Source organism: Rhizobium sp. WYCCWR10014, assembly GCF_001657485.1.
Taxonomy (GTDB): domain Bacteria; phylum Pseudomonadota; class Alphaproteobacteria; order Rhizobiales; family Rhizobiaceae; genus Rhizobium.
This window is the reverse complement of record NZ_LXFU01000053.1, coordinates 249,188-274,264: the sequence shown is the minus strand read 5'-3', so window position 1 is coordinate 274,264 and position 25,077 is coordinate 249,188. Positions and strand designations below refer to the sequence as shown.

Here is a 25,077-nt window from a genome sequence, read left to right as displayed (position 1 = left end):
ACCAGCAACGATCTTGAATCACAAAATCAAAGGCAAGGGAATCTCTCCACACGATTCCGATTAGCGCTGACAGACTCTAGCCTGAGCGTGGAGCCGCGCCAACTAAGCCGTTTTCTGCGACCCTTCCGGTCGCCTATATGTAAAGCGTATGATTTAATCATACGCTGTGTTATAAGGAGATAACAGAGGTTACACACCATGCGTACAACCCAACCCCTCACCATCACCCTTCCGCTGGAAATGGCGCAGATGGTGAAGGCCAAAGTCAGCTCCGGCGAATATGCGACCGAGAGCGAAGTTATCCGCGACGGTCTGCGCACCTTGGCCGCCCGCGACGCCGCAGTTGAGAAATGGCTGCGCGACGAGGTCGTGCCGACCTATGACGAGATGAAAGCCCACCCCGAGCGCTCCCTTTCCGCCGAGGAAGTCAGCCGGCGGCTCGATGCCCGCATGGCCGCTCACGCCAAGAAATAACGCAGGGCATGAACTACAACGTTATTTTTGCGCCCGAGGCAAGCGACGACCTCGAAAACCTGCTGGCGTATTTGATAGACGAGGCCGGGCCGGAGACGGCTCGCAGCTATGTTGGTAAGATTGTGGAATACTGCCTCAGCTTTAAGACGTTTCCCAAGCGAGGCGCTCTGCGTGACGATCTGCGGCCGGAGCTGCGCGTCGCGGCAAGGCAAGCATCGCGTTTGTGGTGGAGGGGAACGCCGTATTTATCCTGCGTGTCTTTCATCGCGGCCAAGACGTCAGCTTCGACGATCATTAGCAAACGCCGTCATGACCGGCAGCTGGTAACCAGAATATCGCGCGCTCAGGCTCAGAAAATGGCTGACCAACTCTACAGTGGCTCTATGGTTAATCCGGCTGCCATGGCTGCATGGTGAGCACATTGCCGCCCAGCTTGGCGAAGGCGCGTTGGCGACAGGAGAAGACGAGGATCTGCTGGTCGCGAGACTGCCGGTGCAGCGCATCGAACATCCGCTCGATCCGGTCGTCGTCGGAATAAACAAGTGCATCGTCGAGGATGACAGGCGCCGGCCGGCCGTCGCGGGCAAGCAGCCTTGCGAATGCAAGGCGGGTCAGCACCGAGAGCTGCTCGCGCATGCCGCCGCTCAGCCGGTCGACATCTTCGTCCAGGCCGTTGCGGCGCACGATCTGCGGCAGCAAGGTGTCGCCGTCGAAGGTGATCGAGATGTCGTCGAACAGCAGGCCGAGCAGCGGGGCGAGTTCGCTCATAACAGGCTTGAGATAGAGGTCACGCGCCGCCGCCCGCGTCGCCGTCAGCGCCTTGCGCAGGCGATCGAGCACGCCGACCTCCGTCTCGAAACGCGTCACCTGCTCGCGCGCCGCTGCAAGCAAATCCCGGCTTTCCAACCAGTTTTCTTCCACCGCACCGTCCGAGCGGGTGCGGATCTGACCGCCGAGATCGGCAAGCTCTTCGCGAAGCCTGGCAATTTCGCGGCCTGCGGCGTCGGCGACCGAGCGCGCCCTGGCAAGGGTGGCCTCTGCGCCTGCGAGGTCCCGCCCTGTCCTGCGCAAGGGCTCAGCCCGGAGTTCAACCGCATCGACCTGCTCTTTGGCGCTGGAAAGTTTTATGGCAAGGTCCTGGTGCAATTCAGTTCGGCCGGCTTCGGGGCCGATGACCGCCTCGATGGCCTCGCGTTCCTGGCCAAGCCTGGCGTGCTCCGTCTGCGCGCGCAATATGGCCTCGCCGGCCTCAGTGCGCATCACCGACGCCTCCCGCGCCCGATTGCGCGCCAGTTCGATGCGTCGCGCCGCATCCGCGAGACGGGCGCGCACCTCCTCCGGGTTGGCGTCGAGTTCGACCGGACCCTGGCTGAGTTCGGCAAAGCGTGCGGCGTCGAGGTGAAGTTCGTCGATGCCACTCGGGGCGAGATCAGCGAGCCGCTGGCGTGCCCGCACGAGCTCCTCCTGCTTGTTCCGCGCGGCAATATCGCGCTGTCGCGCCGCCCGAAGACTGTCGACACCGAGCTTGGCAAGCAATGTTTGGCGCGCGGCTTCCGCGGTCTCCAAGGCCCCGTCCTGATCGGCCTGCCGGCTGGAATGGATGGTCAGGGTGCCGACGCCTGTTATGTCGAGCCTCGCCATCCCGGCAAAGCTCTTATCCTCGCCCCCGGGCAAAGGCTGGCGGTCCATGCTCACCAAACCTGAGACGTCCTTCAGGTAGTCGATCCTGAGCGTGGGAAGGCCGACTTCGGCGGCGGCGCGCAAACCGACGATCTTGAGATCCAGCGCTTCAAGCCGTTCGATCGCATCGGGCGGAATGGCGAGCAACGCATATGCAGCCTCGCCATCTTCGATCTGCTGGCGCGCCGCTTCCGCCTGTTCGAGACGCAGACGCACCTCGGCCAGCCGCTCTGCGGCGTGGCGTGAACGGAGCGCTGCCTCCAGCCGCGCAAGCAGCTCGCGGTTTACCCGCTCATCCTCTTCGGCCGCCTGTACCTCCGCCGTCGCAGCCTCGCTTTCAATAAGCGATGCCGCGCGTCGCTCGGCTGCATTTGAGAGTTCTTTTTCCGCCACGACGAAACGCCGCGCGAGTTCGCCGCTGCGGTTCAATGCCGTGTGGAAGCGGTCGAATGCCTGCTGCGCCTCATCGCGGCGGCTGGCGGCCAAAGTAGCCTCGGCATCGAGGGCTTTGAGTTCCCTGTCTTGCAATTTAGCGGCTTCAAGCACCGACTCGGCGTTGGCAATCGCCGTCTTCCGGCCGGCCTCCTCATCAGGGTTTTCCAGTTCGCTGAGTCTCGCCTGCACTGAGCGGCGGCGGTCGAGCGCGCCATGCAGCATCTCCACCTCCTTGGCCAGCCGCGCCTCCTCCGCCTGCAGCCGGTCACGCTCCTCGAGAGCGGCGGCAAAGCGGCCGCCGGTCTTCGGCCGGAGCGTCGCGGTGACCAGGCGATTGAGTTCTTCCTCGCAGGCTTCGAGCACCGCCGACATGCGCCGCCCACCCGTCAGCGCCTCCACCTCGCCCTGCACTGAAGACAGCAGGCTTTCGCGCACCCGCTTGTCGTTCTCTTCCTCGCTCTTGCTGCGATTTTCGATGCCGGTGACGCCCTGGCGCACCCAGAGCAGACCCGCCGGGCCAGAGGTCCCGCCGGAAATGAGATCGCCGATGAAAGCCTCGGCCTCGTCGGCCTGAGCGACGATCCGGCCGTTGCCGAGATCGGTGACGCTGGCGCGCCGTCCGCTATGGAACTGCTTGGTCAGGCGGTAGCGGCCGGCTTCGGTCGTGATATCGGCCTCGACGATCGGATTGCCCCCGCTGTAAGGGCGCAACATCTGCACGCTCTTTGGATTGCCGCTGTGCGGCTGGAAGAACAGGGCATGCAGCGCCTCGAAACAGGTCGATTTGCCATGTTCGTTGGCGGCGCTCAGCACATTGACGCCGTCGGTGATTCCTTCGACAGATATACCGCGGCCGGCGAAGCGTTTGACATTGTGGAGGCGAAGGGCGGTCAGTTTCATCGATCGATCGCCTCGCAATAGGAAAACAGGCGGATCAACGCTTGGCGCGCCACGTTCCTGTCGTCGCCGGAACGGGCCTCGTCGAGGCTTTCGGCAAGCAGCAAGTCCGCAGCATCGCGCAGCGCACCGGCTCGGTCGATGGTCTCGAGATCATCGCTCTCGCAGTCGGTCCCCAGAAGACCGGTATCGATCTCCAGATGGGCAAATTCTGGCGCGACCTGCTCCAGCAGGCTGATCATTGCTGTGCGCCCGTTCAATCGGGCACGGCCGGACAGCGCGACGCGCAACAGGGTTTGTCTCCGCGCGAACGGTTCCGGCAACGCCGCCTTCAGCGCTTCAACACCGTCTTCCGATGCCAATAATGGGAGGTGCAATGTCTGCCAGGAAAAGCTGGCGGTCGTCACCGCCGTCGTTGTCGGCATCGCCCCCTGCCCGGCAATGGAAACGACCATCGCCTGCCCCGGCCGGTCATGCTTGAAACGGTCCGGTTCGGGCGCGCCGCTATAATATGTTCTGGCGTCGACCGCCACCGATCCGTGCCAATCGCCGAGCGCCATGTAATCGAGGCCGGCCAACGCCGCGCGGTTTGGCGCAATCACGTTCGTGGCCGTGGCATCCTCCGAAAATTCCTGGATAGGGCCATGGGCGAGGCCGATGCGGATAGCGCCGTCCGGCGTGGCGGCGCCCGTCATCCATTCGGTCAGGTCGCGGCCCGGCCGCCTGGTCGTGCAAGGCGCCGGCAGCAGGATGACATCAGGTCCAAGCGGAAGGGCCGCCGCTTCCGTCGCCAGGATGACATTGTCGGGCACAACGCCGCGCGCAGCACTCCAGAGCTGGTCCGCCAGCAGCGAATCGTGATTGCCCGGAAGCAGGACCCAGCGCAGCGGCGCATTCCGGGCCATCTCGCCAAGCGCCTGCCGAAGCACGGCAGGCGTCGGCGTCTCGGTATCGAACGTGTCGCCCGCGAGCAGGATGACACCCGCCCCATTCTCTCGTGCCGCAGCGGCAAGCCTGGCGATCACGCCATGCCGCGACTCGCGCAGGCGGCCTCTCAAATCCTCCGGAAGATTGCCAAACCGCTTGCCAATATGAAGGTCCGAACTGTGCAGGAAGGAAAACATCAATCAGCCATGTTTGCGATGCGCTGCGAGCTTTCGAGCATGGCCAAGGACCTCTCGTCCGTAGTTTCGTGATTCCGTGTTTCGTGACAGACCATGCCTCCCGACAACAGGCGAGGCAAGTCGATCCTGGCTGAACGAGCTGTTATCCAATGCTTGTCTAACTCTCAGCGGTTGTCGGCTGCCAATGGCGACGGAGTGCCGACTGGTCTTAAGTAACCTGGTTGAATACCACCATCTTGTCTTCAGCCATTTCTTCCATCGTCCAGGGGATGCCGCCGACCCCGTATCCGGACTGTCTGCGTCCGGCGAAAGGCATCCAGTCGGTGCGAAACGCCGTGTGGTCGTTGACGAGAACGGCGGATGCATCCAGATGTTTTGCCGCCCTGAGAGCAACCGCGATATCGGTGGAAAAGACGCTTGCCTGGAAGGCATAGGGCAGCGAGTTGGCGATACGGATCGCGTCGTCGAGGTCGCGGTAGCCGAAGACGCAAGTCAGCGGTCCAAAGACCTCGAGCATCGACACTTTCGCCTCAGTAGGCGGGTTCAGCAGAACCGAAGGCAGAAGCGTCGTCTCGGACATCCGCCCACCGCCGATCTGCTTGGTCCCGGCATCCGTCGCCTCCTTGATCCAGCTCGTGACGCGGTCTGCCTCGCGTGGCAAGATGAGCGGCCCTACCTCGGTTTGTGCAAGCTTGGGATCACCGACATGCAGGGCTGCAACCTTGGTGGCGAGGGCCTCGGTGAAGGAATCCAGAATATCTTCGTGCACGAAGAGACGCTGGGCCGACACGCAGACCTGCCCAGCGTGATAGTAGCCGCCCTTGACGATGGTGCCGACGATCGCATCGACATTGGCGCTGCGGTCGACGATGACCGGTGCCGCTCCACCATGCTCAAGCGCGCATCGGGTGCCCGGCGGCAGCTTGCTCTTGAGGTACCAGCCGACCTTTGCAGAGCCGATGAAGCTCAAAAACGCCACGCGACGATCGGTTGCGAAGGCTTCGGCAAGCGAATTGTCCTCGGTGATGAGGGTCTGGCACCAGCGTTCGTCGAGACCTGCCTCCCAGAACAGCTTGACGATCTCGATGCAGGAAATCGGCGTCGTTGCCGCCGGCTTCACGATGACGGGGCAACCGACTGCAATCGCCGGCGCGATCTGGTGGATGATGAGATTGAGCGGATGGTTGAAGGCCGATATCGCCGCCACGACACCGATTGGCTCCTTGGTGGTGAAAGCCCATCGGTTCGCGCTGGCCGCAGTCAGCCCCATGGGGATTTCCTTGCCGCCGAAATTGCGCAATTCGTCTGCCGCGTTCACCAGGCCGTCGATCCCGCGTGTCACCTCGATGATTGCGTCGGTCAGCGGTTTGCCGCCTTCGCGGGCGATCATCATCGCAAAGCGATCGCGGTTCTCCTGCAGAAGCGCCGACGCCTTTCTGAGGATTGACATCCTTTGATGCGCGGGCAGCCAGCCATCGCGATCGGCAAAGGCCTTTGCGGCGGCTTGAAGCTTTCGTTCGAGAGCCGCCGCATCGTCCGCCGGCAGTTCTGCAATCGGTTCCCGATCGAACGCCTGATAGACCTTCAGGGCAAGCGGCATCTCAGACCTCCAATATCTGAGGGAGCCGCTCACGAAGCTCCTTCACCAGCACGCGTTCATTTTCCGAGTAGTCGACCGGGACGTTCACCAGATGGACCCCGCCTCCGGAGAATGCCTCTTCGAGGGCGTGTTTGAACTGGCCGATATCGTTGACCCTGGTTCCCCTGGCGCCGTAGGATTCGGCGTATTTCACGAAGTCTGGATTGCCGAAGGTCATCCCGAAATCCGGGAATTCGTCCACCGCCTGCTTCCAGCGGATCATCCCATAGGCATTGTCCTCGATGACGAGGACGACGAGGTTGAGCTTCAGCCGGACGGCCGTCTCGAGTTCCTGGGAGTTCATCATGAAGCCGCCGTCACCACAGATCGCCATGACACGCCGCTCCGGGTAGAGCATCGAGGCAACGCGTCCGGTAGTTTCGGGCGAACCAGATCTTGTACATGCCGTTGTCGAGCGCCAGGATGCCATCATGCGGCATCACCTCTCTTATGTCGTGGACCAGCCGCTGTGGCGTGAAGCGATCCTCCGTCGCCCGCGCGGCGATGCGCTCGAGAATGCGCTCGCGGAGATGAAGAAGCGCCTGCGCGTTTGGCAGCTTGCCCTCGAGGCGATCGGCCAGCGCCTTCAGCGAGGGACCGATATCGCCGATGACCTCGGATTGCGGGAAATAGACCTGCTCGACGGTCGCCGGCTGATATCCGATATGGACGACCTTCGGACCGCCCTTGCCCATGATGAACGGCGGCTTCTCGATGGTGTCATGGCCGATCGTGACGATGAGGTCGGCCTGTTCGATGGCCTCGTGGACATAATCCCGCTCCGACAGTGCGGCAGTACCCATGTAAAGTTCGGTTCCACCCGGAACCGTTCCCTTCCCCATTTGGGTCGTGAAGAACGGGATGCGCGTGCGGATCACGAATTGCGCGATGTCGGAGGTCGAGCGCGGACGCGAGGCGGCGGCCCCGAACATCAGAAGCGGACGCTTGGCCGCGGTGATGAGCGCGGCTGCGCGGTCAAGCGCCGCCTCACTTGCCGTCGGCAGTTCGAGCTGATGCGGCGCAATCAGCGCCACCTCCTGGCATTCCTCGGCTGCGATATCTTCCGGAAGCTCGAGATGCACCGGCCCCGGCCTTTCCTCCTGGGCGATGCGGAACGCCTCCCTGACCGTCGTCGGGATCATCTGTGGCGACACGATCTGCCTTGCGAGCTTGGTCAGCGGTTTCATCGACGCGACAACATCGACCACCTGGAAACGCGCTTGGCGCGACGAAAGAATCCCTTTCTGACCGGTTATCATCACCATCGGCATCGCACCGAGCAACGCATATGCGGCACCCGTCGAGAGGTTGAGAGCACCGGGCCCGAGCGTCGTCAGGCAGACGCCGGGCTTGCCAGTCAGGCGGCCATAGGTCGCAGCCATGAACGCCGCCGCCTGCTCGTGCCGGGTGAGGACGAGCTCAATCGACGACTTTCGGATGGATTCGACGACGTCGAGGTTCTCTTCGCCTGGGATGCCGAAGATGCGGTCGACACCTTCGTTCTCAAGCGCTGCCACTAGAAGATCGGAGCCTTTGGTCATGGATCGTTGCCCGTGCTGTTTGGTTTGAGGCTTCCGGAAAGGAAGGTCCCTCGAAGATATGTTCTTTTCCGGGCCTGTCCATGCCGTCGGCGACTTCAGCCACAGTTCCAGCTTGATCTCGGATCGTGACGGGTGCTTGCGCCGTCATTGAGCACTGGCGGATGGGGACGTTCCCGAGCCCTCCCTGAAGATGAAGCTCGCTGGAGCACGACGGGCATTTGGAGCCAGCGCTCAGTTGAAAAATACGACTTGGTCTTCACCTGCGAGTATGAAGTCGCTTTAAGACCAAGAACAAAATTGAAGATATTTGCGCCGCCGGCTTCGCGCGTGAAGCTGAGATAGGAGCCGAATCGTTCGTATTCAACGTTTTGAAGGTTTCGGATCGAGGCAAGGGTATCCTCGAAATCACGCCAGCACGCCTGCTTCACAATGATCTCGAAAATGCGAAGTACGGCCGGGGAGAGACGTCCCTGGGCGTCGGTCGTCGGCCCGATGATCTTGGCGCGGATCTCAAGTATATCGCCCATTTCATCCCCACGAACCTTAAGGAAGGTCGAGCTGAGGGGACGCACCTCGTCGCGTTCGTAGATCCGCTGAAAATAACATTCATAGCTGCGATTGCGCATCGATGCAGCTTTCCATTCGCTCATATCGATGCCGGCTTCTCGAAGAGCACCGCAAAAGTTCGACCCCGAGACGCGCCACATCCGCAGAAACTGACTTGCCAGTTCCAGCTTCGGGACCTCGATCAGCTGCAGCGGTATCGACGTCGGCGGGAGGGGAGAAGGAGCCGTCGGATCAGGGCGGGCGGCGATGCGAGATGATCGGGCAGCCTTATTGACAGCTCGATTTTCGAAGGGGCCGACCGGATCTTCGAGGTGGGGGGCTTCACGGTAAAAAACGACGGTGCCTGCAAGAAGCAAAATTGATATCAAAAGCCCTTGCCAAAGCAGAGACCGGCGGTTGCTCGGCAATGAGAAGTTCCGGCGCCAAAGTGGGCTGCCGCGAGGAGGATCGACGGGTGATAACACTTTATCCACGGCGCGACCTCACAAGAAAATAGGAGCGGCTGCGAGTTCGAACTCAATCAAACCTCATCCTATTTCCGACCAACCGATGTCGGTCGGCGATTGGATCGATCAGCCCCTGCTGGCGAATCCTTCTGAGGTGAGCAACGGATGCGAAAAACGGTACAGTCTGTCCGACTCACCTTCGACACTGCAAGTGTGAAGTCGCCTGTGTGCAGGGTCAAGCAGACGGCGCGATCGATCAGGCCGCGCGTCGCAGGGTTGATGGCATATTAGTGGCACGCTCGCCTCTGGACAAGCGGCGTCAAGACTTCCTGAACCACACCCGTCCGACAACCGGTTTGCAGCAGGATAGATCGCAGGCCGCAGCTGAGTCTTTCGGCATGTCACAACGCAGCGGCAGGGATTTGGTGCCTGGAGCGCAAGCGGGCGTTGCCGATAGTGGTGGCCAGGAGCTGCTCGTCAAGCTTGCCTTCCCATTTGGCGACCACGACTGTGGCAAGCGCATTGCCGATCAGATTAACAAAAGTCAGCCCCTCGGCGAGGATGCGGTGAATTCCGAGGATCAGCGCGATGCTGGCGACCGGAATGGTTCCGGTGGTATTCAGGGTTGCCGCCAGAACAACGAAGGCCGCTCCGGCGATGCCCGCCGCTCCCTTCGAGGTGAGCAGCAGCACCGCGATCAGGCCGAGCTCGTGCCAGAAGGTCAGATGTGTGTTCGTCGCCTGTGCCAGGAACACCGCGACGGTGGTCAGATAGAGGCACGTGCCGTCGAGGTTGAACGAATAGCCGGCCGGGATAACAAAGCCGACCACGCTTTCCTCACAGCCGGCCTTGCGCATCTTCTGGATGAGGCGCGGCAGCACCGTTTCGGTCGAGGTGGTCGCAGCGACGATGACGATTTCATCCCAGAGATAGCCTAGCAGCCGCCACAGGCTGACACCGCACCAATGGGCGACGCTGCCGAGGACGATTGTTGTGAACAATGCGCAGACGACGAAGAACTCGATGATGAGCTCGCCCAGCGACCAGAGCGAGGCGGTGCCGAACTGACCGACGGTAAAGGCAATTGCGCCGAAGGCGCCGAGCGGCGCGAAGTACATGATGTAGCCGATGATCTTGAAGAACCCTTGCGAGGCGCTTTCGATCACCTGGAACACGGGGCGTCCGCGTTCTCCGATGGCGGCGATGGCGATACCGAACAGGACAGAGATAAACAACACCTGCAGAACGTGTCCTTCCGTCAGCGCGCTGGCGAAGGTGTCCGGGATGATGTCAAGGAAATAGCTTGAAATGGACTGGTCGTGCGCCGTCGCGAGATAGGTCTTTATCGATTCGGTATCGATAGCGGCAGCGTCGATGTTCATGCCCTCGCCCGGACGCCACAAATCGACTGCGATCAGTCCGAAGATCAGCGCCAAGATCGTGATCGCCTCGAAATAGATGATGGATTTCAGCGCGACACGCCCGACGCTCTTCATGTCGTTCATGCCAGCGATACCATGCACAACGGTGACGAAGATGATCGGCCCGATCATCATGCGGATCATTTTGATGAAGGCATCACCGAAAGGTTTCATCGCCACCGCAGTGGCGGGCGCGAAATGGCCCAGCAGGATGCCGAGCAGCGTCCCTGCCAGCACCTGAAACCACAACTGGCCAAAGAGGCCAAATCGGCCCGCCGGTTTTTGCGTCTCACCCACAGGTGTCATCGTGTTACTCGCCTCCAAATATGTCATGTTTTAATTTCCTCCCAAGCTGCCCGCCCGGCGATGGTGCCCCATCTTTCAATTGTTCAATGGCAACTGCACCGTCCAATTGGCGCGTCCAGCGGCCCCGAAACGGTGACTGCGGAAGCAGTGATGCGGGCACCCGCAAAGAGCGACAGCAACCGGCCGGCCAGCGGTCCCGTGCGTCCCTGCGCATCGTGGACGATGGCCACTCCGGCATCTGCCAGGCCGTGGATGATGGCGGTATCGGCGCGTTCGATCTGGGTAATCACATCGGGCATGCTCGATCCTCCCTCCTGTCTTGGCTGGGAATTAAGGGAGGGAACATTGAGCGGCAAAGCAAACTTGATTTGCGCACAGGTCATAAGCTGTGCTGAAGTGTGGCGATGATTGCACACCGCGAACTCAACCTTCGCCACCTCGAGGCCGTTGCCGCCGCCGCGCGACTGGGCAGCATCAGCAGCGCGTCTCACGCCATGAATTTGTCGCAGCCTGCTCTGACCCAGGCCGTTGCCAAGGTCGAGGCGCAGCTTGGTCATGTGCTGTTCGATCGCCAGCCGAGCGGCGTTACCAGCACCGAGGCGGGGCGCTTGATCACCGCCCGCATCGAACGCGCGCTCGCCTATGTGGCCCGCGGCGGCCAAAGCGTGCGACGTGGCGCCCGCTTGCCGCCGCTGCCCCATATCGAGCGGCGCATCACTTTTGGACAATTGCGTGCGCTAATCGCAGTTGATCAAGCGGGGAGTTTTGCGCTGGCATCGAAGCGAATCGGCCTGTCTGAACCGGCATTGCATCGGGCGAGCCGCGATCTGGAGCAGTTGCTGGGTGTGCCGCTTCTCGTCCGGCAGGGGCGTACCGTTCAGCCGACGGCCACCGCCGCCGTGTTGCTGCGCTTCGCCCGTCTGGCGCAATCGGAGCTGGAGGCTGGGTTCGACGAATTGGAGGCGCTGCGGTCGGAGGGCGCCGGACGTGTCACTGTCGGCACCATGCCGCTGGCGCGTGCAATCCTGTTGCCGCAGGCATTGGCTCGCTTTGCTCGCGTCTATCCAATGGCGTCGGTGAACGTGGTGGAGGGGCCATATGTGGAACTGTTGGCCAGACTCCGCGAAGGCGAGATGGATCTGCTGATCGGGGCAATGCGCGACCCCCCGCCGGTCAAGGACATCGCTCAGGAGCCGCTGTTCATCGATGATCCGGTGATCGTCGGTCGCGCCGGCCATCCCCTGCTGTCCGAGCCGGGATTTGCCTTCGCGCGGCTATTGGATTTCCCATGGGTTATCGCCGCGACGGGCGCGCCGGTGCGTCATCGTTGGGAGGAGATGTTCACAGAGCACGGCCTTGAGCCGCCACGGCTACGCATCGAATGCGGTTCGGTTCTGGTGGTCCGCGGGCTGATGCTGGAGGACGATTGGTTGACGCTGATGTCGCGCGACCAGTTCCTCTTCGAGCGGCGTGCTGGCCTGCTTGGCGAAATTGCCGGCGCCGGGCTGTCCTTGCGTCGTCAGATCGGCCTCACGGTGCGCGATGACTGGCGTCCGACACAGCTGCAAACGGCATTCACGGATACCTTCCGCACGGTCTGCGCGCAGTGGACTTCAGGAAAAGCAATGGAGCGTGAACCCTTCCGATATGCCTGATCGTCGTCCTGTTCGTTAGAACGGGGCATGAGCAAGCACCAAACGATCCCATTCACTGGTTTCGGAAAGCCTTTGAAGGCTTTCCGTAGGGGCTGGCGCCCGCGCCGGTTGCGACCTCGACCGAATGCCGGTCCAGGGGCTAAGCCGCGCTACCGCCGGCTGGCTCCCCATGCTTTCCGCTTCGCCCGCTGGATTGGCTGCCGAGGCGAACGCATCTTTGCCGCTACAGGAACCTCAAAGATATGATCATCGACTGCCACGGCCACTATACCACGGCCCCTGCGCTCCATGGCGAATGGCGAGCACGACAGGAGGCCGCCATCAAATCGGGCGGCGATATCGATCCCGCCTATCCAGACATCTCCGACGACGAGATCCGCGAGACCATCGAGGCCAATCAGCTGCGGCTGCTGCGCGAGCGCGGCGCCGACATGACCATTTTCTCGCCTCGAGCTTCGGCGATGGCGCCGCATATCGGCGGAGAATTGGTGGCAAAGGTCTGGGCGCGCCGTTCCAACGATCTGATCAAGCGCGTGATCGATCTCTATCCCGAGACTTTCGTGGGCGTTTGCCAATTGCCGCAATCCCCTGGAGTCTCGATCGCCAACGCGATCGATGAGCTGGAGCGCTGCGTCAACGAACTCGGCTTCGTCGGCTGCAATCTCAATCCCGATCCTTCCGGCGGCAAGTTCGATTCGCCGCCGCTCACCGATCGCGCCTGGTACCCCTTCTTCGAAAAGATGGTGGAACTCGACGTTCCCGCGATGATCCACGTTTCCGGCAGTTGCAATTGTGCGATGCATGCGACCGGCGCCTATTACATTGCCGCAGACACCATTGCCTTCATGCAATTCGTCGAGGGCGACCTGTTTGGGGATTTCCCCTCGCTGCGGTTCATCATTCCGCATGGAGGCGGAGCCGTTCCCTATCACTGGGGCCGTTATCGCGGCCTGTCCGACATGCTGAAGCGGCCGCCGCTGGCCGAGCACGTGATGAACAACGTCTATTTCGATACCTGCGTCTATCATCAGCCGGGCATCGACCTGTTGTTCGAGGTGATCGATGTGGAAAACATCCTGTTCGGATCGGAAATGGTTGGCGCAGTGCGCGGGATCGACCCGCAGACGGGGCACTATTTCGACGACACCAAGCGCTATATCGAAGCTCTGACGATATCCGATGAGGACAAGCGGAAGGTGTTCGAACTCAACACGCGCCGCGTTTATCCGCGTCTCGATGAACAGCTCAAGGCACGGGGGCTGTGATGGCCAATTTCCAGATGGATCCCGATTGGCTCCGCTATCATCCCGACCCGAGCAAACCGCGCTACGTTCCGCCGTCGGGTGCAGTCGATGCGCATTGCCATGTCTTCGGGCCTGGGGATGTGTTTCCCTATGCGCCCGAGAGGAAATATACACCCTGCGATGCCGGCAAAGAGCAACTGTTCTCCTTGCGTGATTTTCTCGGATTCGAGCGCAACGTCATCGTCCAAGCGACATGCCACGGCGCCGACAATCGTGCCCTGGTCGATGCGCTGCATGCGGCCGGCGATCGTGCTCGCGGGATCGCGACGGTGCGCGACACGGTGACGAACCGGGAGCTCGCCGATCTGCATGACGCAGGCGTGCGCGGCGTGCGCTTCAACTTCGTTCGCCGCCTGGTCGACCCGAAACCGGATGCCTATTATCGTGCGATCATCGACCGTATCGCACCGCTTGGCTGGCAGGTGGTGATCTATTTCGAGGCGGCCGATCTCGAGGAGCGCTGGGACTTCTTCACCTCGCTGCCGACGACCGTCGTGGTCGACCACATGGGCCGGCCGGATGTCTCCCAGCCTGTCGATGGCCCGCAGTTCGGCCGCTTCATCCGCTTCATGACAGAGCATGAAAATGTCGTCAGCAAGGTGAGCTGCCCGGAGCGATTGTCGCGATCAGGCCCACCGAACTACGACGACGTCGTTCCGTTTGCGCGGACGCTGGTCGAGCGCTTCCCGGGGCGTGTTCTGTGGGGCACCGATTGGCCGCATCCCAACATGAAGGACCATATGCCTGACGACGGCGTGCTGGTGGACATCATCCCGCGCATCGCGCCGTCCGAGGAGCTTCAGCGCAAGCTGCTGGTTGACAATCCTATGCGGCTCTACTGGCGGTAACCCGCCTTCGGGGATGGCTGGGCGACGCATTTCACGCAGGTGGAGGGCGCCGATCTGGATGCGCAACGCATTCATGCATCGGTCGTGCGGACATCGCTGCGTGCATCGGCATCTATCAAGAGGAGGAGATTATGAACATGAGCATAGGACAACGAGTGAGCACGCCATCCCGGCGGATCGTAACATTGATGAAATCGATAATCCCGGCGCTCGTTCTAGGACTCGCGATGGCGGTGGAAGCACCGGCGCAGGAGGACGACTATCCGAGCCGCGAGATCAGTCTTGTCATTCCCTTCGGCCCTGGTGGAATTGCCGACATCACTGCGCGCATCGTTGCGGATTCTCTCGGCAAAAAGCTTGGGAAACAGATCGTCATCCTGAATCAGCCTGGCGCGGGAGGATCGGTCGCCGCACGGGTGGCACTGAATGGGGAGCCAGACGGATATACGCTTGCACTGCTGTCGAACGGAACCGCAGTCAGCGTTCCGTTGTTCAAAAACCTGCAGTTCGATCCCGTCGCCGATTTCGTTCCGGTATCCAGCCTCGCCTATTTCGACTTCGTATTCGTGACCAAGGCGGATGGTAAATTCAAATCCCTCAAGGATATTCTCGAAGCAGCCCGCGCAAACCCGGGCGCGCTCAATGTCGGGACGATTAATGTCGGGAGCAGCCAGAACCTTGCGGCCGAACTCTTCAAATCGACGGCCGGAGTGGACCTCACGATCGTTCCCTACAAGGGCACGCCGGATCTACAAGTTGCCCTTCTCGGTGGGGAGCTTGACCTGATAATCGATAGCCAGACGGCGCTAAAGGCGGCACTTCAGCAGAACCAGGCTGTTGCGATAGCATCATCTGGCTCGGCCCGTTCTATCCTCTTGCCGGACGTTCCGACGGCCCAGGAAGAAGGGGTAAAGGGGTTCGATGTCACATCCTGGAACGGCATCTTCGCCCCCGCAGGCACACCTCAGGCCGTCGTGAACAAACTGAACACGGCGCTCGTCGAGGTTCTTGGCGACCCCGACGTCAAGAAGCGGTTCGCGGATCTCGGCGTCGAGGCCCGTTCCAGCACGCCGCAAGAAATCGGCGATCGGCTGAAGGCTGATATCGACAAGTGGTCAAAGGTCATAAAGGATGCGGGCATCGCGCGGCAATAGATCGTAACGCGTCCGCCAGCCTTCCCGTGCCTCAGCCGGCCGCATCGCGCCGCCAGCCGATCCGGCAGCCCACTCATCCACTTCGCGATCATCCCGCCGCTGCGGCTGACGATCTTTTCGGTCGCCGTCTTCAGCGACGGGCTCGGGCTTCATCCTGTTCTAGGAGGCGATGATGGAACTTTTCAGCAATCTCGCTTGGCGCCAGGCCTCATAACGTTCCAGGGTCTCCTGGTTTGGCGGGTATACGCCCAAGGTCGATTTGCCTGACTCGATTTCGAGCTTGAGAAACTCTTCCTGCTCCTCCATCGCGACAGCTTCTTCGGCAATGTCATCGACATATTCCCGCGGAATAACGATCACCGCTTCGCTGTCGCCAAAGATGATGTCATCGGGATAAACCGCGACGCCGCCGCAGGCAATTGGCTGGTTCATGTCTGAGGCATGGTGGGCAACCAGGTTTGCCGGCGCTGCCGGTCCCATGCAGTAGGTCGGGAGTCCCAGCTGCGCGATATCGGCCGTATCGCGGACGCCGCCGTCGAGCACGAGACCGGCGGCGCCACGATAGACGAGGCGACGGGCGAGCATGGCGCCGATGCCGGCGACTTCCGCCAATGAACGGCAATCGAAGACGAGAACATGGCCGTCAGGGATCGTATCGATGGCCTTGCGCTGCTGATTGGATGAATCCGAACTGTAAGTCGAACCGTCGATATCCTCCCGGGCGGGAATGTAACGTACGGTGACGGCAGGGCCGATCATCGGCTTGCCGGCGCTTGTCAGCGGCTGGACGCCGCGAACCGCGGTGTTCTTGAGGCCGCGCTTCAGCAACAGAGTGCTGAGACTTGCAGAATTCGTCCGCAAAAGCTTTGCGTAAACTGATGGGTCCAAAGCCGTCATGAGATCCTCCCTTGTCCGGTGGAAGCTCTAGCATAACGAGAAGATAGTTCAATAAAGAATTTGATGTTTCTTATTTGGATAAAGGTTGCTTCCCGTTGATCGCCTTTGTCAAGATGGCAGCACTCTCCACGACCTCGCGCTTGATTGCGCGCGCCCTGTCCGGCGTCGCTTCACCAATAAACGGGACGCTAATCGTCGCGACGAGTCGACCTTCGGAATCGAAGACGGGCGCGGCAAAGGCCCGGAGGCCAAGGTTGGATTCCTGATTGTCCTCGGCGCATCCATTGCGCCGAATTTCAACGAGTGCTTCCTTCAGCGCCTCCGGATCGGTAATCGTGTATGGCGTCTTCGACTCCAGTCCGCCGCTGCAATAAGACTCGATGTCACCGTAGTCCGAATAGGCAAGGGCGAGCTTGCCGGCGGCGCCGACATGTTTACGCGACCGGCTGCCGACCTTGATGAAAAGCGAATAATCGCCGGGACTGGAGGCCGCAAATATCGTCATCATCTCGTTGCCTTCAGGCGCAGCCAGTCTGAAGGATTCGAAAATGCGGTCAGCCGCTGCCGTCAGGATCGGCCTTGCCGCCTCGATCACCGTTGCCCTGTCGGCGCCGGGCGAGATACGCCGCGCAAGCTCGACGAATTTTGGCCCCAATTCGTAGGAAGCTCCACCATTCACCCGCGCCACAAGCCCGTGCGCGGCCAATGAATTGAGGATCCGATAAACGGTCGAACGGGGAACTCCAAGCTGATCAACCAGCGCGGCCAGGGAAATTCCCGTCTTCGCATCGGCGACTGCCTCAAGCAGGTGGGCGGTCTTCTCGACGACGGGTGATCCATGTTTTGGTTCAATCATGAACTTTGAATTCCAGATGAGAGTTATAATATTGACTTCGCCGGACTGAGCGAGCATGCTCGGTGGTGTGAGTGTCACATTTGACACTACGCGCTTGGCGGAGGAAGTAAAGCCATTTGGATACCCGCCGAGGCGGTGCGCAACCGGATGGTTTTCACAAGACGGCACTGCGATGGACGGGATGCCGCTCATTTGGACCCGGAGGAGGGATTCATGAAGACGATGAAGGCAATTGGTGCGCTGAGCATCGGACTGGCATTTCTGCTGGCTCCGGGCAGCGCAATTCGCGCCGACGCTGCCTCGGATAAGCTGACGGTGGTGGTGACCGACGAACCGAAGTCGCTCGATCCCTGTGATACCGACCTTTCGGGCAACTCTCGCATTCTGCACAACAACATCACGGAAGCGCTGGTCAATCTGAGCCCGGCCGACGGATCGGTCGTCCCGAGCCTTGCCACCGGCTGGCGGCAAGTGGACGAGCTGACCTGGGAATTCAAGCTCCGCGACGACGTCACCTTCCACGACGGCAAGGCGTTCGATGCCAATGCAGTCGTTGCCGCTCTCAAGCGGGCGCAGGATCCGGCACTGGCCTGCGAAGTCGGACTTGCAACGCTGAAGGGCGTCAAGTTCAATGCAGAAGCGGTGAACCCGACGACCCTCCTCATCAAAACTGATATCGTCGAGCCGATCCTGCCGAACAAGATGTCCGCCGTGGACATCGGTTCGCCGGCGACCCCGAACGACGGCAAGTCGCGCTCCCCGGCTGGAACCGGACCTTACAAGCTTGCAGCGTGGACGCCCGGGCAATCGGTCGACCTCGTGGCCTATGACGGCTATTGGGGCGACAAGCCGGCGATCAAGAACGCGACCATGATCTGGCGCGCCGAATCCGCTGTTCGCGCGGCGATGGTCGCCACCGGTGAAGCACAGATCGCATATGAAATAGCGCCCCAGGACGGCACCACGGAACAGGATCATGCCTTCCCGAACGCCGAAACCTCGCTGCTGAGGATCGACGCAGAAATTCCGCCGCTCAACGACAAACGCGTGCGTGAGGCCCTTAATCTTGCGATCGACCGGGACGGCCTTGTCGGCACCATCTTCCACCAGGATGCGCAAAAGGCGATGCAGGCGGTGCCGCCGTCCGTCTTCGGCTTCAATCCCGACATCCCCGTCTGGACGTATGATCCCGAAAAAGCAAAATCCTTACTCGCCGCAGCGAAAGCCGATGGCGTGCCGGTCGACAAGGAAATCGTTATCTACGGCCGCATCGGCATCTATCCCAATTCGTCCGAAAGTCTGGAAGCCATTCAGGCAATGCTCGCGGATGCCGGCTTCAATGCCCGGCTCGAAATGCTTGAAACAAGCCCGTGGCTGAAGAAGCTGCTGAAGCCTTGGGACAAGGAACGTCAGCCGTCGATCCTGCAGACGCAGATCGACAACACCGAAGGCGACGCCGTATTCACGCTGCCGAACCGTTTTACCACCGACGGCAACCAGTCGACCATCGCCGATGCCAAGCTCGACACATTGATTGCCGACGCGTCGAAGGCAACCGGCGACGAACGCAAGAAACTGTTCGAGGAGGCGTTCAGCTACATCGCCGTCGATGCGGTCAATATCGTCCCGCTGTTCCACATGGTCACGATTGCCCGCGTCGCCGAGAACGTCACCTACACGCCCGATGTGCAGGCCGGCAACGAGATCAAGCTTAAATCGATCAGCTACCGCTGACCGCCCAGGCTGGTCGCCGAACGTCCCTTGAGGAGAGCGGATGTCCTTCACCTACTTCCTGAAACGTGCGGCCTTTGCGGCACTTGCACTTGCAGCATTGATGACATCCGCCTTCTTCCTCGTGCGGTTGACGGGCGATCCCGTCAATCTCTACCTGCCCGTCGATGCCTCGGATGCGGCCCGCGAAGCCATGCGCGTCCGGCTCGGCCTCGATCGCTCCCTCCCGTGGCAATTCCTCGATTGGGCCGGGGACATGCTGAGCCTCGATTTCGGCACGTCGCTTTGGCACAACCGCCCGGCCATGGATGTTGTCCTGGAGGCGTTGCCGAATACGCTGGCGCTCGGTGCCATTGCCTTGACCCTGGCCTTCATCGCTGCCGTCATCATCGGATCGATTGCCGCTGTGAATGCCGGCGGCTGGATCGACCGGGGCATCAACGTGCTGTCGCAGGCAGCGGCCAGCGTGCCGGATTTCTGGCTCGGGCTGATGGGCGTCCTGCTGTTTGCCGTCACCTTGCGCGTTCTGCCAACATCGGGTTTCGGCGGTCCGATCTATTGGATCCTGCCGGTTGCCTGTCTTTTTGCCCGACCGTTCGGGACGCTGGTGCAGATCGTCCGCGGCTCGATGATCGAAGCACTGAACGCGACATTTGTCCGGACTGCGCGGGCCAAGGGCGCGCGCGGCGGCCGGGTTACCTTCGTGCATGCACTGCGCAATGCCCTCCTGCCCGCGGTGACCGTGACCGGTGACCTCGCCGCCCAGTTCGCTGGTGGCGGTGGGGTCGTCGAGGTTGTTTTTGGCTTTCCCGGCATCGGCAAGCTGCTGATCGACGGCATCCTGAAGCGCGACTTCGCGATCGTCCAGGCATCGATCTTCGCGGTCGCCGTCGTCATCTTCTTCATCAATATCCTGGTCGACATGCTCTATGCCTCGATCGATCCGCGTGTGAGGGTCGAATGACTAGCACGTCCGCCGACGTCCTACCCGCCCGCGAGCGCCGAAGCCGCCGCATTCTGTGGTTCATGCGCGCGCTCGCGGGTGACCCGATGGCGGTCGCTGCGACAATCTGGCTGCTGATCGTCGTCCTTGCCATTCTTGCCGATGCATCGTCGCTGCTAGGCGAAACCCGCATTTCGCTGAAGGCGCGCAACCTGCCGCCCTTCGACTTCGGCCAGTCCTGGACGTTGTGGCTGGGCGCCGACGCCCTCGGGCGCCCGCTTCTCGTTCGCCTCATCCAGGCGGCATCGACCACCATTGGCATAGCGCTGGTGACCGTGCTGACGAGCCTGATCGGCGGAACGCTGCTCGGCGTGATCGCCGGTTACTTCGGCGGCATCATCGGCAACCTTGTCATGCGAGTGTGCGACATTATCCTGGGTTTTCCGACGCTGCTGGTGGCGCTCTTCGGGCTCTACCTGTTCGGCCCGAGCGTCGGTAACCTCATCATCGTGCTCGCCGTTACCCGCATGCCTGCCTATATCCGCGTCGCAAGAGCCGAAACTCTCGAAGTCCGGGAGAGGCTTTTCGTTGATGCGGCACGCGTCTTTGGCGGCGGGCCTGTCTGGATATTGCGCAATCACATTCTCCCGAGCGTCGCTCCCACGATGCTGACACTCGCCTCGGTTAATCTCGCCATGGTCATGCTGTTCGAATCCGGGCTGAGCTATCTCGGCCTCGGTATCCAGCCGCCTGCAGTGAGCTGGGGTCTGATGGTGGCGCAGGGCCAGGGATATCTGTCATCCGCCTGGTGGCTGGGTTTTTTCCCCGGCCTGGCTGTGATGCTCACGACCATGTCCTTCAATCTCCTCGCCAACTGGTTCCGGATCGTCAATGACCCGTCGCAGCACTGGCGTCTTGTCAGCCGGAGGCGCTGATGGCTCTTCTCGAAGTCAAGGACTTGCAGGTCAGTTTCGATACGGCCGCTGGCCGCATCCTGGCGCTCAACGGCGTTTCCTTTTCGCTTGAGCGAGGAGAGGTCCTGGCGCTTCTCGGCGAAAGCGGCTCCGGCAAGTCGGTGACCGCATCGGCCATCATGGATCTCGTTCCCAACCCGCCGGGCGAAATCAATCAAGGGTCTATCCGCTTCGACGGTGTCGAGCTGTTGCAGCTCTCGCGGAACGAACGGCGCGATCTTTGCGGCGACCGGATCGCCCTGATCTTTCAGGATGCGCTCGCAGCGCTCAACCCGGTCTATTCCGTGGGTTGGCAGATCGCCGAAATGTTCCGCATCCACCGCCGCACTCCCAAAGGCGGTGTCGAAAAGGCCGTGATCGACCTCCTGACGGCTATCGGCATTCCCGACCCTGAAAGCCGTGCCAGGCAATATCCGCACGAGTTTTCGGGCGGCATGCGCCAACGCATCATGATCGCCATGGCCGTGGCACTGGAACCGGATGTCATCATCGCAGACGAGCCGACGACAGCGCTCGACGTCACGATCCAGGCGCAGGTGGTCGATCTTCTGGAGACAATCCGCAAACGCAGCGATGCCGGCATGATCTTCATCACCCATGATCTCGGCGTCGTTGCCGAACTCGCCGATCGCGTCGCCGTCATGTATGCCGGCCGTGTCGTCGAGACCGCAAGCGTCTTTGAACTGTTCGAGGACGCCCGCCATCCCTACAGCGTCGGATTGCTTGCTTCGCAGCCGCGCATGGACACGGATGAAGACGAATTGGTGCCGATCCCCGGCTCTGCGCCCAATCCTGTCGCGCTGCCTTCCGGCTGCGCATTCAGAACCCGCTGTCCACGCGCCGAAGGGCTCTGTGCCGAGGTCGTCCCCTCTCTTGAAACCGTAGGGCCGGGCCGCCAGGCCGCCTGCCACTTCCCGGTATCACCAGTATGATCGAACCTCTGCTCAAGGTCCAAAACCTTTCCCGGCACTTCGGCAGCGCCTCGGCGCCTGTGCGTGCCGTCGATGATGTCAGCTTCGAGATTGCCAATGGAGAGACGCTCGGCCTCGTCGGCGAAAGCGGTTGCGGCAAAACCTCGCTGGTTCGGACGCTCCTGAAGCTTGGGCCGGCGACAAGCGGCAGCGCTTTGCTCGACGGCGTGGACATTACGACAGCCAGCGGCCGGCGGCTGCATGAATTGCGCCGCAAGATGCAGGTCGTTTTCCAGGATCCTTACCAGTCGCTCAATCCCCGCATGCGGGTCGATCGGCTGATTTCCGAACCCTGGGCGTTGCACCCGGGGGTCGTGCCTAAAAGCAACTGGCGTGAGGAGACGGTCAAGCTACTCGAATCCGTGGGGCTGCGCGCCGAGCATGCGGACCGTTATCCCTCGGAATTTTCAGGCGGCCAGCGGCAGCGCCTTGGCATTGCCCGCGCGCTCGCGCTCAATCCGACACTTCTTGTCTGCGACGAGCCTGTCTCGGCCCTCGACGTCTCGGTCCAGGCGCAAGTGATCAACCTGCTCGCCGGACTGAGGCGCGAACGCAATCTGGCGATGCTGTTCGTCGCGCATGATCTCGCCGTCGTGCGGCATGTCTCGGACCGTGTCATGGTCATGTATCTCGGCAAGATCATCGAAACGGGGCCGAAGCAATCGATCTTCAGCGCGGCGGCCCATCCCTACACGCAGGCCCTGATGTCGGCGGTCCCGACTCCGGATCCGAGACGTCGCGCGCAGCGCAAGCGCATCGTTCTGCAGGGCGATCTGCCGAGCCCCGCAAATCCGCCCAGCGGATGCCGTTTTCGAACGCGTTGCTCGAAAGCAACGTCGATCTGCGCAGAACAGGAGCCTGCCCTGACCGCGCGAACGGCGGCCCCTGGTCTTCTGACCGCCTGTCATCACGCCGATCCGGAAATCGCCAACGAGATCCCTCGCCATGTGGGAACCTGAACCCAGGCTCACTATGGCGAGGTGATCGCAAAGCTGCACATGCCGTTGCGCCGGTCGGGTATGATTATTTTCCGTCCGTTTTTCCCGTTTGTTTCGTGGCTGCCTTCAGCACGCCTTGCTGCAAATCCGCTTCGTCGGCAAGAATGGCGGCTGCCTCGTCGAGCAGGACGTCTTTTGCGTTCTTGCGGGCATTCTCGATGGCAATATCAGCGCTCAGGCTGCGCTCGCCTGCCTCCAGTCCATCATCACCAAGATCCTCGCCGTCCCCTGCTTCCGCTCGATCCTTGAACCGTTTCTCGCGAGCAGCTGCTTCTTTGCGACGTTCGGCTTCGTTGAGGGAGATAACCCCTTTTTCGCGCTGCGCCTTGAGATCGGCAATGTCTTTCAACAGGCGTTGGAAGTCCGGATCGCTTTTAATCCGCGCATCGTGGCGGCTTTGCAATGTCGGCAGCAACGTCGTGACAGTGTCGGCGGGCGCGTATTTCGCGGGCTTGATCTCAGCCCATGGCAGGGCATTATCATAACTGGTCTCGCCGAAGCTTGTCGGATCGGACAGTCCCGGCAAGCTGATATCAGGCGTCACGCCGCGCAGCTGCGTCGTCCCGCCGTTGACCCGGAAAAACTGGGCAATCGTCACTTTCAGCTCCCCGTATTCGGGTTTGCTGTTGCGGACGATCTGGTCAAGATCGACGACGGTTTGAACCGTACCCTTGCCGAAACTGGGTTCGCCGACGATCACGCCTCGACCGTAATCCTGGATCGCCGCGGCAAAAATCTCCGAAGCCGAGGCCGAGCCGCGATTGATCAGGACACCCATCGAGCCCGTCCAGACGGGCGCTGCAAGCTCCGAGCTCCTCACCTCGACCTTGCCATCGCTGCCGCGTTGCTGAACCACCGGGCCATTGCCGATGAACAGACCGGTCAAATCAATTGCCTCGTCCAATGAACCGCCGCCATTGTTGCGCAGGTCGATGAGAACGCTGTCGACTTTTTCTTCCTTCAGCTCGTCGAGAAGCTTGGCGACATCGCGGCTTGCGCTTTTGTAATCCTCATCCCCTTTGCGCTTGGCTTCAAAATCCTCATAGAAGACCGGCAGCGTGATGATCCCGATTTTACGCGTGGATTCGCCCACTTTTACGGACAGCACAGTCTTCCTGGCAGCCTGCTTGTCGAGACTGATTTTATCGCGCACCAGGCTGATGACGCGATGCGTGCCATCTGCTCCGGCATCTGCCGGCAGGATGTCCAGCCGCACGACAGAGCCTTTTTTTCCGCGTATCATCTGCACGACTTCATCAAGGCGCGTGCCCACTACTTCCTTGATCGCGCCATCCTTGCCTTGACCAACGCCGGTAATGCGGTCTCCGACCGCGAGCTTGCCGGACAGCTGCGCCGGCCCGCCGGGCACGAGCTCACGGATCGTCGTGTAGTCGTCGCGTTCCTGCAGCACAGCACCGATACCAAACAGCGAAAGCTTCATCGAGACATTGAAATCGGCTGAAGCGGCCGCACCGAAATAGTCCGTGTGCGGATCGATCGACGTTGCGTAGGCGTCCATGAAAGATTGGAAAACGTCGTCGCTTTTAAACTTGTAAACGCGCTCGAGCGTGTTTTCATAACGTTTGTCGAGTGTTTCGCGAATGGCTGCGTCGGTTTTGCCGCCCAGCTTCAGCCGCAACCAGTCGCTTTTGACGCGCTTGCGCCAAAGCTCATTGCTCTCGGCTTCCGACTGCGGCCACGGCTCTTTATCGCGCAGCACAGAATAATTTTCCTGCGCACTGAAATCGAAATTCTGCTTAAGCAGGCTGCGTGCGTAGTTCATGCGGTCGACAACGCGCTGTTCATAGGCGTTGAAAATTGCAAACGGGATCTTCAAGTCCTTCCGTTCTATCGCATCGTCGATCTCGCTGCGATCAGACATGAACCTGTCGACATCGGCTTGCAGGAAGAGCATGCGGTCCGGATCAAGTGACTTGATGAACCCATCCATGATCCTGGCCGACAAGGCGTCGTCGAGTGGAACGGACTTGTAGCTATACCGCGAAAGAAATTGTGCGCTCAACTCAGCGGCTTGCGCCTGTCGTTTTAGCGGGGCCAAAACAGGCGGTGATGCGACTTCAGCATATGCGGACTGTGCAATTGCAAGAAATGCACCAAAGAAAACGTAGGCTATGCGCATTCAGCTTTGATCCAATTCTTAGTGCCTGATGTCGATGTGCGATCTATGTGACGCAATCATGGTTTTTTGGCAACCA

20 protein-coding genes and 1 pseudogene are annotated in these 25,077 nt (G+C 61.0%); 11 read left to right on the top strand and 10 right to left on the bottom strand.

From position 1 onward, the window contains the following. Positions 1 to 198 precede the first annotated feature (198 nt). Positions 199 to 474, top strand: coding sequence for a type II toxin-antitoxin system ParD family antitoxin (locus A6U98_RS35355; protein ID WP_064655837.1), 276 nt, complete (start codon positions 199 to 201; stop codon positions 472 to 474). Between the two features lie 8 nt (positions 475 to 482). Continuing rightward, positions 483 to 890: a type II toxin-antitoxin system RelE/ParE family toxin gene (locus tag A6U98_RS35350; protein ID WP_245304611.1), complete on the top strand. Its 408-nt coding sequence runs from the start codon at positions 483 to 485 to the stop codon at positions 888 to 890. On the opposite strand, the gene A6U98_RS35345 is transcribed toward A6U98_RS35350, so the two are convergent. From A6U98_RS35345 to A6U98_RS35315, 7 genes and pseudogenes are all read right to left on the bottom strand, one after another. Further along, positions 862 to 3,489, bottom strand: a complete 2,628-nt coding sequence (locus A6U98_RS35345; protein WP_064655836.1) for an AAA family ATPase — start codon at positions 3,487 to 3,489, stop codon at positions 862 to 864. The two genes, A6U98_RS35350 and A6U98_RS35345, sit on opposite strands and share 29 nt — an antisense overlap. Then, a complete protein-coding gene (locus tag A6U98_RS35340; RefSeq protein WP_064655835.1) occupies positions 3,486 to 4,610 on the bottom strand; it encodes a DNA repair exonuclease in 1,125 nt (374 codons plus the stop codon). The genes A6U98_RS35345 and A6U98_RS35340 overlap by 4 nt, the downstream gene beginning before the upstream one ends. A gap of 208 nt (positions 4,611 to 4,818) precedes the next feature. Further along, positions 4,819 to 6,210 carry an aldehyde dehydrogenase family protein gene (locus A6U98_RS35335; protein WP_064655834.1) on the bottom strand — a complete coding sequence of 464 codons (1,392 nt, stop codon included), beginning with the start codon at positions 6,208 to 6,210 and terminating at the stop codon, positions 4,819 to 4,821. Between the two features lies 1 nt (position 6,211). After that, a pseudogene (locus A6U98_RS35330) lies at positions 6,212 to 7,790 on the bottom strand (acetolactate synthase large subunit). A 95-nt stretch (positions 7,791 to 7,885) separates the two neighbouring features. Next, positions 7,886 to 8,764 carry a DUF6030 family protein gene (locus tag A6U98_RS35325; protein WP_064655833.1) on the bottom strand — a complete coding sequence of 293 codons (879 nt, stop codon included), beginning with the start codon at positions 8,762 to 8,764 and terminating at the stop codon, positions 7,886 to 7,888. A 440-nt stretch (positions 8,765 to 9,204) separates the two neighbouring features. Next, positions 9,205 to 10,557, bottom strand: coding sequence for a C4-dicarboxylate transporter DctA (dctA, locus tag A6U98_RS35320; protein WP_280950286.1), 1,353 nt, complete (start codon positions 10,555 to 10,557; stop codon positions 9,205 to 9,207). Between the two features lie 56 nt (positions 10,558 to 10,613). Beyond that, on the bottom strand, positions 10,614 to 10,829 hold the full coding sequence (locus A6U98_RS35315) for a hypothetical protein (protein ID WP_064655832.1): 216 nt from the start codon (positions 10,827 to 10,829) through the stop codon (positions 10,614 to 10,616). 105 nt (positions 10,830 to 10,934) lie between these two features. On the opposite strand from A6U98_RS35315, the gene A6U98_RS35310 reads away from it, so the two are divergent. The 4 genes from A6U98_RS35310 to A6U98_RS35295 all read left to right on the top strand — a co-directional run bounded on the left by A6U98_RS35310 (position 10,935) and on the right by A6U98_RS35295 (position 15,491). Further along, positions 10,935 to 12,185, top strand: a complete 1,251-nt coding sequence (locus tag A6U98_RS35310) for a LysR family transcriptional regulator (protein WP_064655831.1) — start codon at positions 10,935 to 10,937, stop codon at positions 12,183 to 12,185. Between the two features lie 242 nt (positions 12,186 to 12,427). Beyond that, entirely contained in the window at positions 12,428 to 13,450 is a 1,023-nt protein-coding gene (locus tag A6U98_RS35305) for an amidohydrolase family protein (RefSeq protein WP_064655830.1), read from the top strand. After that, entirely contained in the window at positions 13,450 to 14,337 is an 888-nt protein-coding gene (locus A6U98_RS35300; RefSeq protein WP_064655829.1) for an amidohydrolase family protein, read from the top strand. The genes A6U98_RS35305 and A6U98_RS35300 overlap by 1 nt, the downstream gene beginning before the upstream one ends. 188 nt (positions 14,338 to 14,525) lie before the next feature. Then, positions 14,526 to 15,491: a tripartite tricarboxylate transporter substrate binding protein gene (locus tag A6U98_RS35295; RefSeq protein ID WP_245304610.1), complete on the top strand. Its 966-nt coding sequence runs from the start codon at positions 14,526 to 14,528 to the stop codon at positions 15,489 to 15,491. A 159-nt stretch (positions 15,492 to 15,650) separates the two neighbouring features. On the opposite strand, the gene A6U98_RS35290 is transcribed toward A6U98_RS35295, so the two are convergent. Together A6U98_RS35290 and A6U98_RS35285 are read right to left on the bottom strand one after the other, a co-directional pair. After that, a complete protein-coding gene (locus A6U98_RS35290; RefSeq protein ID WP_064655828.1) occupies positions 15,651 to 16,388 on the bottom strand; it encodes a ribonuclease activity regulator RraA in 738 nt (245 codons plus the stop codon). Between the two features lie 70 nt (positions 16,389 to 16,458). Then, the gene (locus tag A6U98_RS35285; RefSeq protein WP_064655827.1) at positions 16,459 to 17,244 is read right to left on the bottom strand and encodes an IclR family transcriptional regulator; all 786 of its coding nucleotides are present in this window, start codon (positions 17,242 to 17,244) and stop codon (positions 16,459 to 16,461) included. A gap of 213 nt (positions 17,245 to 17,457) precedes the next feature. On the opposite strand from A6U98_RS35285, the gene A6U98_RS35280 reads away from it, so the two are divergent. From A6U98_RS35280 to A6U98_RS35260, 5 genes are read left to right on the top strand one after another with little or no spacing between them, the layout of a single operon-like run. After that, entirely contained in the window at positions 17,458 to 18,978 is a 1,521-nt protein-coding gene (locus tag A6U98_RS35280; RefSeq protein WP_064655826.1) for an ABC transporter substrate-binding protein, read from the top strand. Between the two features lie 40 nt (positions 18,979 to 19,018). Next, on the top strand, positions 19,019 to 19,939 hold the full coding sequence (locus tag A6U98_RS35275) for an ABC transporter permease (protein ID WP_064655825.1): 921 nt from the start codon (positions 19,019 to 19,021) through the stop codon (positions 19,937 to 19,939). Beyond that, the gene (locus tag A6U98_RS35270; RefSeq protein ID WP_064655824.1) at positions 19,936 to 20,853 is read left to right on the top strand and encodes an ABC transporter permease; all 918 of its coding nucleotides are present in this window, start codon (positions 19,936 to 19,938) and stop codon (positions 20,851 to 20,853) included. The genes A6U98_RS35275 and A6U98_RS35270 overlap by 4 nt, the downstream gene beginning before the upstream one ends. Then, positions 20,853 to 21,824 carry an ABC transporter ATP-binding protein gene (locus A6U98_RS35265; protein WP_064655823.1) on the top strand — a complete coding sequence of 324 codons (972 nt, stop codon included), beginning with the start codon at positions 20,853 to 20,855 and terminating at the stop codon, positions 21,822 to 21,824. The genes A6U98_RS35270 and A6U98_RS35265 overlap by 1 nt, the downstream gene beginning before the upstream one ends. Next, positions 21,821 to 22,822, top strand: coding sequence for an oligopeptide/dipeptide ABC transporter ATP-binding protein (locus tag A6U98_RS35260; RefSeq protein WP_064655822.1), 1,002 nt, complete (start codon positions 21,821 to 21,823; stop codon positions 22,820 to 22,822). Before A6U98_RS35265 ends, A6U98_RS35260 begins: the two co-directional genes overlap by 4 nt. Positions 22,823 to 22,886: 64 nt before the next feature. On the opposite strand, the gene A6U98_RS35255 is transcribed toward A6U98_RS35260, so the two are convergent. Then, positions 22,887 to 25,001 (bottom strand): carboxy terminal-processing peptidase, encoded by a 2,115-nt coding sequence (locus tag A6U98_RS35255; protein ID WP_064655821.1) that lies wholly within the window; start codon positions 24,999 to 25,001, stop codon positions 22,887 to 22,889. Positions 25,002 to 25,077: the final 76 nt, after the last annotated feature.

Excerpts from the sequence above, each read along its gene's own strand:
- A6U98_RS35310 (WP_064655831.1), top strand. The coding sequence starts at position 10,935 with ATGATTGCACACCGCGAACTCAACCTTCGCCACCTCGAGGCCGTTGCC.
- A6U98_RS35255 (WP_064655821.1), bottom strand. The coding sequence starts at position 25,001 with ATGCGCATAGCCTACGTTTTCTTTGGTGCATTTCTTGCAATTGCACAG.
- A6U98_RS35300 (WP_064655829.1), top strand. The coding sequence starts at position 13,450 with ATGGCCAATTTCCAGATGGATCCCGATTGGCTCCGCTATCATCCCGAC.
- A6U98_RS35355 (WP_064655837.1), top strand. The coding sequence starts at position 199 with ATGCGTACAACCCAACCCCTCACCATCACCCTTCCGCTGGAAATGGCG.
- A6U98_RS35275 (WP_064655825.1), top strand. The coding sequence starts at position 19,019 with ATGTCCTTCACCTACTTCCTGAAACGTGCGGCCTTTGCGGCACTTGCA.
- A6U98_RS35295 (WP_245304610.1), top strand. The coding sequence starts at position 14,526 with ATGAAATCGATAATCCCGGCGCTCGTTCTAGGACTCGCGATGGCGGTG.
- A6U98_RS35265 (WP_064655823.1), top strand. The coding sequence starts at position 20,853 with ATGGCTCTTCTCGAAGTCAAGGACTTGCAGGTCAGTTTCGATACGGCC.
- A6U98_RS35305 (WP_064655830.1), top strand. The coding sequence starts at position 12,428 with ATGATCATCGACTGCCACGGCCACTATACCACGGCCCCTGCGCTCCAT.
- A6U98_RS35285 (WP_064655827.1), bottom strand. The coding sequence starts at position 17,244 with ATGATTGAACCAAAACATGGATCACCCGTCGTCGAGAAGACCGCCCAC.
- A6U98_RS35350 (WP_245304611.1), top strand. The coding sequence starts at position 483 with ATGAACTACAACGTTATTTTTGCGCCCGAGGCAAGCGACGACCTCGAA.
- dctA (WP_280950286.1), bottom strand. The coding sequence starts at position 10,557 with ATGACATATTTGGAGGCGAGTAACACGATGACACCTGTGGGTGAGACG.
- A6U98_RS35335 (WP_064655834.1), bottom strand. The coding sequence starts at position 6,210 with ATGCCGCTTGCCCTGAAGGTCTATCAGGCGTTCGATCGGGAACCGATT.
- A6U98_RS35280 (WP_064655826.1), top strand. The coding sequence starts at position 17,458 with ATGAAGACGATGAAGGCAATTGGTGCGCTGAGCATCGGACTGGCATTT.
- A6U98_RS35345 (WP_064655836.1), bottom strand. The coding sequence starts at position 3,489 with ATGAAACTGACCGCCCTTCGCCTCCACAATGTCAAACGCTTCGCCGGC.
- A6U98_RS35290 (WP_064655828.1), bottom strand. The coding sequence starts at position 16,388 with ATGACGGCTTTGGACCCATCAGTTTACGCAAAGCTTTTGCGGACGAAT.
- A6U98_RS35260 (WP_064655822.1), top strand. The coding sequence starts at position 21,821 with ATGATCGAACCTCTGCTCAAGGTCCAAAACCTTTCCCGGCACTTCGGC.
- A6U98_RS35270 (WP_064655824.1), top strand. The coding sequence starts at position 19,936 with ATGACTAGCACGTCCGCCGACGTCCTACCCGCCCGCGAGCGCCGAAGC.
- A6U98_RS35340 (WP_064655835.1), bottom strand. The coding sequence starts at position 4,610 with ATGTTTTCCTTCCTGCACAGTTCGGACCTTCATATTGGCAAGCGGTTT.
- A6U98_RS35315 (WP_064655832.1), bottom strand. The coding sequence starts at position 10,829 with ATGCCCGATGTGATTACCCAGATCGAACGCGCCGATACCGCCATCATC.